The organism is Emticicia sp. (genome assembly GCF_049241225.1).
Lineage (GTDB): Bacteria > Bacteroidota > Bacteroidia > Cytophagales > Spirosomataceae > Emticicia.
The window spans coordinates 1-13,625 of the sequence record NZ_JBMLRC010000295.1; the positions used below are offsets into that span (position 1 = coordinate 1).

A 13,625-nucleotide genomic window follows, 5' to 3' on the forward strand; every position below is an offset into this window, starting at 1 on the left:
AAGCCATTCGTGGCGAAGACCAAAACTATACTGATATTAGCATCAACCGTGCGATTTTTCTGCTTTCAGTACCAATGATTTTGGAAATGATTGGCGAGTCGCTTTTTGCGGTTGTTGATGCGTTTTTTGTGGCTCGATATGTAGGCACAGAAGGCGTGGCAACCGTTGGTTTGACCGAATCGGTACTAACACTAATTTACTCAGTAGCTATCGGATTGAGTGCCGCTGCTACGGCTATTGTGGCTCGACGAGTGGGCGAAGGCAACAAAATTGGTGGCGGCTTGGCGGTGGCTCAAGTCATTATGATTTCGTTGGTTTTAGGTGTTTCGGTTGGCATTATCGGTTTTGTTTTTGCCGAAGATATTCTCCGTTTAATGGGCGGCAGCGAACACCTGATTGAAAAAGGCTCAAGTTTTACTCGAATCATTTTTGCGAGTAGTCCATCAATTGTTTTGCTTTATACACTCAGTGGTGCGTTGCGTGGTGCGGGCGATGCCTCAACGGCCATGCGTTCGATTTTATTGGCTAATTTCGTGAATATCGTCATGGATTTTATTCTGATTCCTATCATGGGTTTTGGAGTTGAAGGAGCAGCAATTGCCACCACTGTTGGCCGAACAATAGGTGTTTTGTATCAATTATATGCACTTTATGGCGGAAATGGCAATATTCAGATTCTTGCCAAACAATTTGTACCTGATAAAGAAGTTATTAAAAATTTACTGAGTGTAGCAGCTGGCGGAACGGGGCAATTTTTGATTCAGTCGGCCAGTTGGATTTTCTTGACTCGCATTCTTTCGACTTTCGGAAGTGAGGTTGTGGCAGGTTATACGATTGCGATTCGTATCATTATTTTCACGATTTTACCATCATGGGGTATGTCAAATGCTGCTGCAACATTAGTCGGGCAGAATCTCGGTGCAGGGAAACCCGAACGTGCCGAAACTTCGGTTTGGCGAACGGCTTTCTACAATATGATTTTCTTACTTTTGGTCGGAATTATATTTGCATTTTTTGCCGAAAACTTCGTTGGAATTTTTACCGATGAACCAAAAGTCATTGAAATTGGCGTTTTATGCCTACAAATTATCTGTCTCGGCTATATTTTCTTTGGCTACGGAATGGTTATCGGACAATCGCTCAACGGTGCTGGAGATACACTTTCACCAACAATTATGAATTTTGTTTGTTTTTGGTTAATCGAAATTCCGTTGGCTTATTTCTTGGCCAAAAGCCTTGGTTGGGGGCCGAATGGCGTATTTTGGTCGATTGCTATTAGCGAGTCAATACTGGCAATTGTAGCGATTTTTGTATTCAAAAGGGGGCGTTGGAAAACTACAACGGTATAAAAATAAAAAACTGCAAGGTTTCTAAAGATAACTTGCAGTTTTTTTGAATCTATCAAAAATTATTGCTTCAATAATTGTCCACGAATTTCACCCGAAGGAGATTTCGCTGAGTGCATATTCACATAATAATTTCCTGCCATTAAATCTGCTTCTTGTTCTGCTGTAAGAGCTACCGTTGCTGATTTGAAAGGAGAAGTAAATGTACTTCCGAGATTAAAGATAACTCCGCCATTTGCCCCTTTAGCTGCTTTGTGAATATGCCAAGCTGTTGGAGTCATGCCCGAATAAGTAATTGTGTAGGTCAAGACTTTTGTATCTTTGTTATACACACCATCAAGCATTCCAGTAGCAGTAGTATTTACTGCTGGTACTTCTTCTGCACCCGAAAGCATTGCCATAAATGCCACATCCGATGAAGCAACTTCATCTTTCTTGCATGAAGCAAGAGTTAAACCCACTAATAAGACCGCAAGTGTCAATAAATTTTTCATTTGATTAGTAATTAACGTTTAAATATTCAGAGTAACTTACGGAATAAACTGCTTTTTGGTTGTATATGTTTTAAAATAAACTTTTATATAAACTATTTGTAAGCCTCTACCCTATTTTTTCATCGTCTCACCAAGACCTTGCAGGTTTTATGCAGAATATTACCGAACTTTGCACCCCAAACATTTTCTGATTTAATCAATTGAAAAATTACTTTCGATTACTTTCTTATGCCAAGCCACTTGGTGGTTTTATTGTGCCATTCGTCATTACTTCTATCTTGGCAAGTTTATTTGGTGTACTCAACTTTACACTTTTAATGCCACTTTTAGATGTTTTATTCGATAAAATCGCTTTTGAAACTGTAGCCAAACCTGACTCAATTTTTGACTTAAAAAATCAGTTTAATTATTATTTCGGTTTATTCTTAACTCAATATGGCAAATTCGGAGCATTGCAGTTTGTCTGTGGAGTTATTGCGGTTTCGGTTTTGTTGGCCAATATCTTCAAATATGTGAGTATTAGGCTTTTAGAAAAATTTAAATCCAATATGGTGGCAAATCTGCGACAAGCGGTTTTTGATAATTCCATCAATCTTCATCTCGGTTTTTTCAGCAACGAACGTAAAGGAAATCTGATTTCCCGCATCGTAACCGATGTACAAGAAGTTGAAAACTCAATTGCCAATACATTTTCGGCTGCTACCAAAGAGGTTTTTCTGTTTATATTTTACATTGCTTCACTTTTCTATATTTCTTGGAATCTGACTCTTTTTGCTTTGTTGGTAATTCCTGTTTCGGGAATCTTTATTTCTACACTCGTGAAACGTATGCGACGTGATGCAGGAGAAGGACAACAACGCCTCAGTAATCTGATTAGCCTCATGGACGAAGCCTTTGGCGGAATGCGGGTTGTGAAAGGATTTGTGGCAGAAAAGTTTATTACCGAAAAATTCCGCACCGAAAACCAAGGTTACAGAAATGCTATTTTTGGATTGGCGGCTCGCCGAGAAATGTCTTCGCCTTTTTCCGAAATCATGGGCGTTTTTGTCGTAATCGGCATTTTGCTTTACGGAGGCTCTTTGATTTTTGATGGGAAATCTGAGTTGACTGCGTCTGAATTCATTAGCTATATTGTTATTTTTTCGCAAGTGATGCGTCCGGCCAAAGATATTTCTAATGCTTTTAGTTCGGCACAAAGAGGTCTAGCCTCGGGCGAAAGAATCTTAGAATTAGTTGATAATCAACCACTTATCAAAGACAAATCTAATGCAATCCAAATAAAAGATTTTGGACACAGCATCGAAGCACAAAATGTTGGTTTTGCTTATGAAGGTGATGTTGAAGTTTTGAAAAACATCAATTTTACGCTACAAAAAGGCAAAACCATTGCTTTGGTAGGTTCATCGGGTGGCGGAAAATCAACAATTGCCGACTTGATTCCGAGATTTTACGACCCTACGGTTGGACAAATCACGATTGACGGTGTTGATATGAAAGATGTTTCGCAACACTCACTTCGCAAACTCATGGGAATCGTTACGCAAGAAGCAGTTTTATTCAATGATACGATTTTTAATAATATTGCTTTTGGCGAAAATGTAAGTTTGGAAGAAGTAATGGCAGCCGCCAAAATTGCGAATGCTCATGACTTTATCATGCAACAATCATCTAATTATCAGACAGTTATTGGCGACAGAGGCACAAAACTTTCGGGCGGACAACGCCAACGTTTGTCGATTGCGAGAGCTATTTTGCAAAACCCACCAATCTTGATTCTCGACGAAGCGACTTCGGCACTTGACACAGAATCAGAAAAATTGGTACAAGAAGCCCTCACGAATTTGATGAAAAACCGCACGACACTCGTAATTGCTCACCGCCTAAGTACGATTCAGAGTGCCGACCAGATTTTGGTTATTCACCAAGGACAAATCATCGAGCGTGGCACGCACGACGAACTTTTGAAAATAGAAGATGGTTTCTACAAGAAATTAAGTTCGATGCAGACTTTGGCATAATTGATTTAATATTCATTGCCGTCTGCTTTAGCTGACGGATAACATAAACTCAAATCCAAACTGGCTTTAGCCCAAACCTTACCTTTGACTAAAGTCAATACTATAGGTATAATCAACAATATACAAAATTGATAACCCGCCGAGACATACTCGTAAAAGCAGCGAACTTCTGTGCGTATCAAGAGCGAACGCACGCAGAAGTACGTGAGCGTTTGCAAAAATGGGAGGTTTGGGGCGATGAAGCCGAAGAAATAATTGCCTATCTGATTGAAGATAATTTCTTGAACGAAGAACGTTTTGCTAAGATTTTTGCGGGAAGTAAATTCAGAGTAAAACAATGGGGAAGGCTAAAGATAAAATATGAACTCAAAGCTCGAAAACTCTCAGAATACTGCATAAAAGTAGGCATGGCCGAAATCGACGACGAGGATTATATCAATACTTTACAAGAAATTCTTGAAAAGAAAAAACACGAACTTCGCACCGAAAAACAGCCTTTGGTACTGAAACAAAAGCTTGCTCGCTACGCCATCGGTAAAGGTTTCGAGACCGATTTAGTTTGGGAAATGATTGGGAAGATTGTTCCAAAAAAATAGCCCATCGCCGAGGCAATGAGCTACGCATTATATTGGTAATTTACAATCATTGTTTCTGCAAGATAATCCTGGTAGTTGTCATTGAGGCTGTTCCACTTCCATCCACAATTGTCCAGGTCATTGTACCGCTACTGAGCGAAAGCCCAAAAGTATTTGTACTTTTTCCTGTTATTATCAATTTATCCTCGTTTATTTCATATTCTGAAACTTCACTTGCACCAGAAAAATTATTAGCAATTGACTGGCACTCCGTTGGTGTACTATATGAAACCTTACCTTTCTTCTGAAAATTAAAAACTATTTCTTTTGCACAAGGCAGAGCCTTTACTAAAGCAGGTAGCTGGTCGGCATCTGGGGCAGCACCTTGCTTCACAAAAATATTTGTGATTTTCCAGCTGCCAACAATCTGTGCCGAAGGCGTATCTTTAGAGCAATTAGTTAGTATCACCGATAATAAAGATACAACCAATACTTTCATTCGATTTGAAATAAGCTTCACAAGTCTAATAGATTTAATGTTTGAATATTCAATTTACAACATCACTCCTCAATAAAACGAATTTTCCTCTACAAAATTGAACACAGATTTACTTAACGGCAAAAATTATTCCTGTCTCGGTGTTTTTTTCTTCCGCTTCGTTCAAAATTCCTTGATGCTTCTATAATTTAAACTCACCTTTGGGTAACATTTAAGAATGATATTTTTCGTACGTCAGAAAGCACAAACATCTCATGAAAAATAGTTACCTAATCATTTTAGCCTTTGTTGGCACGTTGGTTTCCTGCAAAAAATCAGCAAATACCAATACTTCGCCTCAATATAAATCACTCACCGAAGCGGTTTATGCTTCAGGTAATATTTATCCAAAAAACGAGTATAAACTCACCGCCAACGCCGATGGTTTTTTAATAAAACAAACTGCCTTTGAAGGTGATGCTGTGGGCAAAAACCAATTACTTTTTCAGCTTGAAAGTGCTTCACAAGATGCTCGGTTGGAGGCATCGAGCAATATTTTACGCCAGTCGGAAGCTAATTTTAGCGACAACTCGCCAATTCTTGATGAACTCGAAGCTCAGCTTCGAAATGCACGCACAAAACTGGCCAACGATTCATTAAATTTCAAACGCTACAAAGAACTTTACGACCGCAACGCCACCACTCGCATCGAATATGAGCGAGCAGAATTGGCTTACCAAACCTCAAAAAATGATGTTTCGGCTCGTAGAAAAGCTTGGTTACGTACAAAAAATCAGCTTTATGTAGATTTACAAAATTCAAAATCGAACTTCAAAGTCAATGCTCGTGAGGAAGATAACTATCGAATAAAGAGTTTTGAAGCAGGAAAAATCTACGAAATCTACAAAAAACAAGGCGAACTCGTGCGACGTGGCGAAGCAATAGCATTGGTAGGTGATGCCAACGAAGTTTACGCTCAATTGGCCATTGACGAGTCTGATTTTGTGAAAGTGCAAATCGGACAAACTGTTTTGGTGAAAATTGATGTTTACAAAGACAAAATTTTTAAGGCGAAAGTGACTAAACTTTACCCAAAACTCAATAAAGCCGACCAAACTTTTAGGGTCGATGCCGAATTTGTGGAGGAAAAACCCAATGCCTACTACGGCATGACGATCGAAGCTAACATTGTGGTTTCGGAAAATCCAAAAGTGCTGACGATTCCGAAAAACTATTTAGTAGGCAGCGATTCGGTTTGGATTGAAGAAAACGGCGATAAAAAGAAAATCAAAATCACGAAAGGCGTTGAAAACCTTGATATGGTTGAGGTAAAAGCTGGACTAACCGAAAAATCGGTTTTGGTGCTTGGAAATTGATTTATGTTATATCCTATGTACACCTCGTAGAGACAAGGCAGTGCCTTGTCTCTACCACACCAACAAAAAACAAAAATTAAATCATGAACCTCGGTATATCACTCCAAATAGCCAAAACTCACTTACTGACAAAAAAACGTCAGACCTTGATTGCGATGCTCGGCGTTACGTTCGGCATTGCGATGTTTATCGTCATGATTTCAGTCATTAAAGGTGTCAATAAATTTCTTGAAGATTCGGCCCTCGACTCATCGCCGCATATAAGAATTTATAAAGAGATAACGAGTAATCACCCAAGTATCATCGAAGAAGCCAACCCTTCTCATTTCAATGTTACGTATCATCAATTACCTAAAAATGAATTGATTAACATCAAAAACGGGCTTCAAATAGCCGCTAATATCGAAAAAGAACCAGCAGTTTTAGGCGTTTCGCCACAGATAAGTTCACAGGTATTTTTCAATAAAGGGCCAGTGCCGTTTTCGGGTCAGATTGCGGGTGTCGATGTAGTGAAAGAAGACAAATTATATGACCTAAAAAAACGTATCAAATCAGGAAATATCGAATCTTTACTTTCTACTCCCAACGGGATTCTGATGGGTAAAGTTTTAGCACGTAATCTCAACGTAAAAGTTGGCGATAAAATAACCGTAACAACACCCACTGGAAGTCTAAAACTTGTCAAAATAGTAGGCACTTTTGGTTTTGGTATTCAGACCGTTGATGGTGTAAAATGCTACGCTAATATGTCGATGGTGCAGGAAATTCTACAAAAAGATAAAAGTTTCGTGACGGATATTCATATAAAAATGAAAGACTCGCAAGCGGCTCTTACTTACGCCAAAGTGCTGAAAAATCAGTACGGATACAAAACCCAAGATTGGGCCGAAGCCAATTCAGCGTTTTTAGCCGGTGATAAAATCCGTAATGGAATGGTAATCATGGTTTCGATCACACTTTTAGTGGTAGCGGGTTTTGGTATTTATAACATCATGAATATGAATGTCATCAATAAAATGAAAGACATTGCCATACTGAAAGCCACGGGTTTTGCAGGAAATGATATTGTTTCGATATTCCTCATCCAATCAATCATTATCGGCATTTTGGGTGCATTATTGGGCATTATTATTGGTTTTTGCCTAAGTTATTTACTTTCATCCGTTCCATTTGATGCAGGCGATTTTCTTGATATAAAAACATTCCCAATTTTATTCGAACCCAAATACTACGGACTCGGAATGATTTTCGGTATCACAACTACCATTTTGGCGGGTTATATGCCAGCCCGAAAAGCATCAAAAATAGACCCAGTGGCGATATTGAGGGGGTAGCCCCCTCCGCCCCCGATGGGGGAACTCTTTTTTATTTTACATAAGTTTTGTTTTATGAAAATATTATAATAATGATTCCATCAAAAAAACACGTAGAACAAGAAATCCCCCCATCGGGGGATAGGGGGCTTGTACTTCAGGCCGCCAACATCAACAAATATTTCTACGAACCCGAAAAGTTTCAGGTTTTAAAAAACATTTCGTTTGAAGCTAATCGTGGAGAATTTCTTGCTTTAGTAGGAAAATCTGGTTGTGGAAAATCAACTCTTTTGTATATTCTTTCCACAATGGATACTGCCTACGATGGTTCGTTAGTAATGAATGGCGAACGCCTAACAGGCCAAACACAAGACCAACTGGCAGCGTTCAGAAACGAGCATTTGGGCTTTGTTTTTCAGTTTCACTTTCTTTTACCTGAGTTTACGGTTTTGCAAAACGTAATGCTTCCTGCTCTAAAACTCGGTAAATATTCAAACAAAGAGATTGAAGAAAGAGCCTATCAAAAGTTAAAGTTGGTTGATATGCAAGACCACGCACTCAAGCAATCAGCCAAACTTTCGGGTGGACAACAACAGAGAGTAGCCATTGCAAGAGCTTTAATTAACGACCCTGCAATAATCATGGGCGATGAGCCTACGGGGAATCTTGACAAGAAAAATTCGGAAGTAGTTTTCGAGATTTTTAAGCAAATTGCTCACGAAAACAACCAAACAATCATTGCCGTAACGCACGACCCCGATTTTGCCAAAGGCAGTGACAGAATCATTGAGATGTCAGACGGACAAATAATTAACTAATGAAAAACGAGAATAAAATAGGTGTATCCTTAATCATATTTTTTTCCACGATCTCTGCGTTGCTCAGATGGTATATTTTTGATTTTGATTTCAAGAGCAACCTCCTATTATATACAATATCTATCATAGTTTTATCCATTACATGGCTATTTTTCATCAAAACATCTCTATTTTTTGATAAAATCATGCCATATGATAAAGGCATAATTAAACGTTTGGCCACTCAAATTTTCATTAATCTTATCATTATTTACTGCATTTCGCGATTAGCATTTTCATTTGGAAAGACTATTTTACCCTTTCATAAAATCATTGATAAAGAAGCAACCAAACTTGCACAACTTGCCGCTCTTTTTTCCGAAATTTTAATAGTGACCTTGTTGAATGTCATTCATTTTGCCAAATACTCCTTGAATAAATGGCGTGAAAATGCACTCAGAGCTTCCAATCTTGAGAAAGAAAAATCGCAGGTACAATTCGATAACTTAAAAAACCAACTTAATCCACATTTTTTATTCAATAGCCTTACTTCGCTCGATTCACTAATTCACGAAAATCCAACTCTGGCCAGTGAATTTCTGCGTCAACTGGCGAAAGTATTTCGATACGTTTTACAGAACAAAGAAAAAGGATTGGTAAGCCTCGAAACCGAACTGAACTTTATTAAGAATTATGTAGCTTTACTGCAAACACGTTTTGGCGAATCATTGGGTATCCATTTCAATATTTCGGAAGAAGGTTTAGATCAACAAATAGCCCCCGTAACTTTGCAGATCTTAATCGAAAATGCACTAAAACACAACATTATCAATCAAGCTAATCCACTGAATATCAACATATTTAACCAAGACAATTATCTCATTATAGAAAACCCCATACAACAAAAGAAACAAGTTGAAACCTCCAACGGACAAGGACTAAATAATCTAAAAACGCTCTATAGTTTTCTGAGTGATAAAGAAGTATTAATTGAAAAAAACGATGTTTTCAAAGTAAAAATCCCACTGATTTGATATGAAAATTCTTATAATAGAAGACGAGCCATTGGTAGCCAAGAATCTCGAAAATTTGGTTAAACAGCTTGAACCAACATCAACTTTATTGGCCACAATCGGCAGTGTAAAAGAATCTTTAGACTGGTTTAAAACTAATGCCGAACCTGATCTTATTTTATCGGATATTCAGCTTTCTGATGGCGTAAGTTTTGATATTTTTCAAGAAATTCAGCCGCAATGCCCAATCATTTTTACGACTGCTTACGACGAATACGCCATTCGGGCTTTCAAACTCAATAGCATTGATTATCTGTTGAAACCAATTGATAAAGATGAGCTACGCAGTGCTTTTGAGAAGTTTAAAAAGCTAAATCATACACTCAATCAGAATGATTTTAAGGAGCAACTTACTCATTTACTGAGTGATTTAGAAAATCGCTCCACAAGCCCAAAATTCAAAACTCGATTTACGGCACATCACCAACGAAATATCGTGGCTGTAACGATCGAGCGAATTGCTTGCTTTTATAGAGATGAAGTTATTTGGATTCAAACCACTGATAATCAGCGGCTTATTACTGATTACAATTCGCTCGATGAAATAGAAGAATTATTGAGCCCCGAAGGATTTTTTCGAGCAAACCGCCAATTTATTGTCAATAAACACACCATTGAAAGCTATCGCACACATTTTACTGGAAAAATAGAATTAAAATTGGTCGTAACAACCAAAGATGAAGTAGTGGTAAGTAAGGAAAAAGCCCACCAATTTAGAGGCTGGTTTGAGTTGGGTTGATATTTGTTTTTATCAAAATATCTTTTAATTTTGAATAAAACTTCAAATAAATGCTGACAGAAACTTTAGTAGAAGAGAAAAGATATAGCGTTGAGGAGTATTTTGAACTTGAAAAGACTTCAGAAATCCGTCACGAATTTGTGGACGGAAAACTTTTTGCTATGCCTGGAGAATCAAAAAAAGCGAATGAGATTGCAGGAAATATCTATGTTTCCCTACGAAATAGTTTCAAAAAAAGAGCTTTAAAAGTATATAATCACGATGTAAGATTAATGCTCGAAAACAATCGCTATCGCTACCCAGATATTGCGGTTGCACCCACGATTGATGATGAAGATTCGCACGCTATCACCCAACCTGTGCTGATTGTGGAAGTTTTCTCTGATAATTCAGTAAAAACCGATACCGTTGACAAACTAAGAGAATATTCTATTTTGCCTACTTTACAATATTATCTGATAGTTTCGCAAGAAGAACCTTTCGTAGAGGTTTACGCCAAAAATGCCGATAAATGGGAGTTTAGCTATTACACTGATTTAAAAGATACCATTACATTACCAGCACTCGATGCTTCACTTTTGATGGGTGATATTTTTGAAGGAATCTTTTAAGTAGTCCACAGTTAGTAGTTGTCAGTCCACAGAAAAAACTGCTAAAAATTACCCTGGACTCGTGGACTGAAAACCGTTGACTACGCTAAATCATCAACAAACGCCAAACGCCCGAAATCAATAAAAGCACCAAACAAAACGGCGTTAGCACTTTCCAAGAAAGATACATGAGTTGGTCAACACGCAAGCGAGGGAGTGTCCAGCGTACCCACATTTGAATCAAAATTAATAAATAAGCTTTTGAAATCAACCAAAAAGCACCCCAAAGGTCGCTCGACCAATGTCCGATTTGCCCACTTGTCCAACTTCCAAGCGTAAAAGAGCCAATATTTGGAAAAGGCGTATTCCAACTACCCAGAAACAAAATCGCTCCCAAAATCGAAACTAAAAGCATCATTCCGTATTCGGCAAGAAACAAAATCGCCCAACGAAAGCCCGAATATTCGGTGTGAAAACCACCAATTAACTCTGATTCAGCTTCGGGTAAATCGAAAGGAGCTCGGTTAGCTTCGGCCAACGAAGCAATAAAATAAATCACAAAAACTATGAGTAGAAACGGATTTCGGAAAATATTCCAAGTCAAAATTCCGCCGTATTGATTCACCTCAATGCCTGTTGCTTTTATACCAAAAAGATAGTTTTTTTCGAGTGAAAGAAAGCCTTGTTGAAAACTAATTTCCTGTAAATCAAGTGTTTGGGTAATCAAAACCACACACAAAACTGAAAGTCCGAGCGGCACTTCGTAAGAAATAATTTGAGCAACCGAACGCATCGCCCCCAATAAAGAATACTTATTATTTGATGCCCAACCAGCCATCAGAATTCCCAAAATATCAAGCGAAACAATGGCCAAAAGCATAAAAACGCCCGTTTGCGTAGCCGAGCCCCTCAAACTAGGTGAAAGAGGAAATAATGCAAAACCGGCAAAAATCGCCAAGAAAATCATCAAGGGAGCAAATTTAAACATCCGTCGGTCGGCAGCAGCAGGCACGATGTCTTCCTTCTGAATCAACTTCAAAAGGTCGGCAATGAGTTGTAGCAATCCCCATTTACCAACTTCCATTGGGCCGGTACGGTCTTGAATAAATGCCGAAACTTTACGCTCGACATACACCGCAACGACCACATTGGCGAAAATAATCGCAAGAAATATGAGAATGGTTATGAGCATTTTAGCAATTTGGGGTATAAAATATAGAACACAGATTCTTATGATTTTACAGATTGATTATGATATAATTACAACATCATGTTTCATCATAAAAATCTGCACGGTCCGCCGCAGCGGTTCTATACTTATTTTTTTAATTTTCGTGCCTAAAATCAAAACTCTGCACTCTTAGGCGTGCGAGGGAAAGGAATCACGTCACGAATATTAGTCATGCCCGTTACGAACAATACCAAACGCTCGAAACCAAGACCAAAACCTGAGTGCGGAGCCGAACCAAATTTACGAGTTTCGAGATACCACCAGATGTTTTCTGGGTCGATACCAACCTCTTTCGTACGAGCCAATAATTTCTCGTAATCATCTTCACGTTGTGAGCCTCCGATGATTTCTCCGATACCTGGGAACAACACATCCATTGCTCTTACCGTCTTCCCATCTTCATCTTGCTTCATGTAGAACGCCTTGATGTCTTTCGGGTAATTGGTCAAAATCACTGGTTTTTTGAAGTGTTTTTCAACCAAATAACGCTCATGCTCAGATTGCAAATCAATTCCCCACTCAACTGGATATTGGAATTTTTTCTCTTTATGAGGTTTAGAGCGAAGCAAAATTTCAATCGCTTCGGTGTATGTCAAACGCTCAAATTTATTATCAACCACAAACTTCAATTTATCCAATAAGCTCAATTCACTACGCTCGTTTTGTGGCTTGTTTTTCTCTTCTTCCAAAAGGCGTTTTTCCAAGAAAGCCAAATCTTCCGCACAGTTTTCGAGAGCATATTTGATTACATACTGCACAAAATCCTCGGCCAAAGCCATGTTATCTTCCAATTCATAGAAAGCAACTTCTGGCTCAATCATCCAAAACTCGGCCAAGTGACGAGTAGTATTTGAGTTTTCAGCACGGAAAGTAGGCCCAAAAGTATAAATTTTCGATAAGGCTAATGCACCTAATTCGCCTTCGAGTTGCCCCGAAACGGTTAAACTTGTTTGGCGACCGAAGAAATCTTGGCTATAATCAATGCTTCCATCTTCGGCTCTTGGAGGTTTCTCCATATCGAAGTTGGTCACATGGAACATCTCGCCTGCACCTTCGGCATCAGAAGCTGTGATGATTGGCGTATGAAGATAGAAGAAGCCGTTATCGTTATAATATTTATGCACTGCATAAGCCAAAGCATGACGAATGCGGAAAATTGCTCCAAAAGTGTTCGTACGGAAACGTAAGTGAGCTTTTTCACGCAAAAACTCCATCGAGTGTTTCTTTGGTTGCATCGGGAATGTCTCGTCAGCAGTGCCGTAAACCACGATTTTCTCGGCTTTTACCTCTACGGCTTGTCCCGAACCCATCGAAGCGATTAGTTTACCAGTCACGGCCACACATGCACCCGTCGAAACCAACTTCAATGTTTCTTCATCTATTGCACCACCTTCGGCAACTGCCTGAATATTATGTATCGTTGAGCCATCATTAATGGCAATAAAAGTTACGGCTGCTTGCCCACGTTTGGTACGTACCCAACCTTTCACGGTCACTTCTTGTTCGCTTGGCGATTGCTTCAGTAATTCCTTGATTTGCATAATTCTCTTTTATTCTTGAATTGAACTGCAAAAATAGGAATAAAACTTTTCTTA

At 38.7% G+C, this 13,625-nt stretch carries 13 protein-coding genes; 9 read left to right on the forward strand and 4 right to left on the reverse strand.

The annotated features are described in order from the left end of the window. On the forward strand, positions 1-1,349 hold a 1,349-nt coding region (locus tag ACOVO2_RS15860; protein WP_421770918.1), incomplete at its 5' end, for an MATE family efflux transporter. A 59-nt stretch (positions 1,350-1,408) separates the two neighbouring features. Here the strand turns inward: ACOVO2_RS15860 and ACOVO2_RS15865 are convergent. Then, positions 1,409-1,840, reverse strand: coding sequence for a CHRD domain-containing protein (locus tag ACOVO2_RS15865; protein WP_421770919.1), 432 nt, complete (start codon positions 1,838-1,840; stop codon positions 1,409-1,411). A 200-nt stretch (positions 1,841-2,040) separates the two neighbouring features. On the opposite strand from ACOVO2_RS15865, the gene ACOVO2_RS15870 reads away from it, so the two are divergent. Next, positions 2,041-3,858, forward strand: coding sequence for an ABC transporter ATP-binding protein (locus ACOVO2_RS15870; RefSeq protein WP_421770920.1), 1,818 nt, complete (start codon positions 2,041-2,043; stop codon positions 3,856-3,858). A gap of 128 nt (positions 3,859-3,986) precedes the next feature. After that, complete coding sequence (locus tag ACOVO2_RS15875) at positions 3,987-4,454, forward strand: regulatory protein RecX (RefSeq protein ID WP_421770921.1); 468 nt, start codon at positions 3,987-3,989, stop codon at positions 4,452-4,454. 46 nt (positions 4,455-4,500) lie between these two features. Here the strand turns inward: ACOVO2_RS15875 and ACOVO2_RS15880 are convergent, their stop codons facing one another. Beyond that, a complete protein-coding gene (locus ACOVO2_RS15880; protein ID WP_421770922.1) occupies positions 4,501-4,932 on the reverse strand; it encodes a lipocalin family protein in 432 nt (143 codons plus the stop codon). Between the two features lie 254 nt (positions 4,933-5,186). Between ACOVO2_RS15880 and ACOVO2_RS15885 the strand changes: the two genes are divergently transcribed. From ACOVO2_RS15885 to ACOVO2_RS15910, 6 genes are all read left to right on the forward strand, one after another. Then, positions 5,187-6,287, forward strand: a complete 1,101-nt coding sequence (locus ACOVO2_RS15885; RefSeq protein ID WP_421770923.1) for an efflux RND transporter periplasmic adaptor subunit — start codon at positions 5,187-5,189, stop codon at positions 6,285-6,287. Positions 6,288-6,370: 83 nt separating this feature from the next. After that, complete coding sequence (locus ACOVO2_RS15890) at positions 6,371-7,621, forward strand: ABC transporter permease (protein WP_421770924.1); 1,251 nt, start codon at positions 6,371-6,373, stop codon at positions 7,619-7,621. A gap of 71 nt (positions 7,622-7,692) precedes the next feature. Then, positions 7,693-8,418, forward strand: a complete 726-nt coding sequence (locus ACOVO2_RS15895; protein WP_421770925.1) for an ABC transporter ATP-binding protein — start codon at positions 7,693-7,695, stop codon at positions 8,416-8,418. 185 nt (positions 8,419-8,603) lie between these two features. Next, positions 8,604-9,431 (forward strand): sensor histidine kinase, encoded by an 828-nt coding sequence (locus ACOVO2_RS15900; RefSeq protein ID WP_421770926.1) that lies wholly within the window; start codon positions 8,604-8,606, stop codon positions 9,429-9,431. Between the two features lies 1 nt (position 9,432). Next, complete coding sequence (locus ACOVO2_RS15905) at positions 9,433-10,209, forward strand: LytR/AlgR family response regulator transcription factor (protein ID WP_421770927.1); 777 nt, start codon at positions 9,433-9,435, stop codon at positions 10,207-10,209. 50 nt (positions 10,210-10,259) lie between these two features. Then, a complete protein-coding gene (locus ACOVO2_RS15910; RefSeq protein ID WP_421770928.1) occupies positions 10,260-10,820 on the forward strand; it encodes a Uma2 family endonuclease in 561 nt (186 codons plus the stop codon). 85 nt (positions 10,821-10,905) lie between these two features. Here ACOVO2_RS15910 and ACOVO2_RS15915 read toward each other — a convergent pair whose 3' ends face one another. Beyond that, positions 10,906-11,991 carry a complex I subunit 1/NuoH family protein gene (locus ACOVO2_RS15915; RefSeq protein WP_421770929.1) on the reverse strand — a complete coding sequence of 362 codons (1,086 nt, stop codon included), beginning with the start codon at positions 11,989-11,991 and terminating at the stop codon, positions 10,906-10,908. Positions 11,992-12,143: 152 nt separating this feature from the next. After that, on the reverse strand, positions 12,144-13,571 hold the full coding sequence (gene asnS, locus ACOVO2_RS15920) for an asparagine--tRNA ligase (RefSeq protein ID WP_421770930.1): 1,428 nt from the start codon (positions 13,569-13,571) through the stop codon (positions 12,144-12,146). Positions 13,572-13,625: the final 54 nt, after the last annotated feature.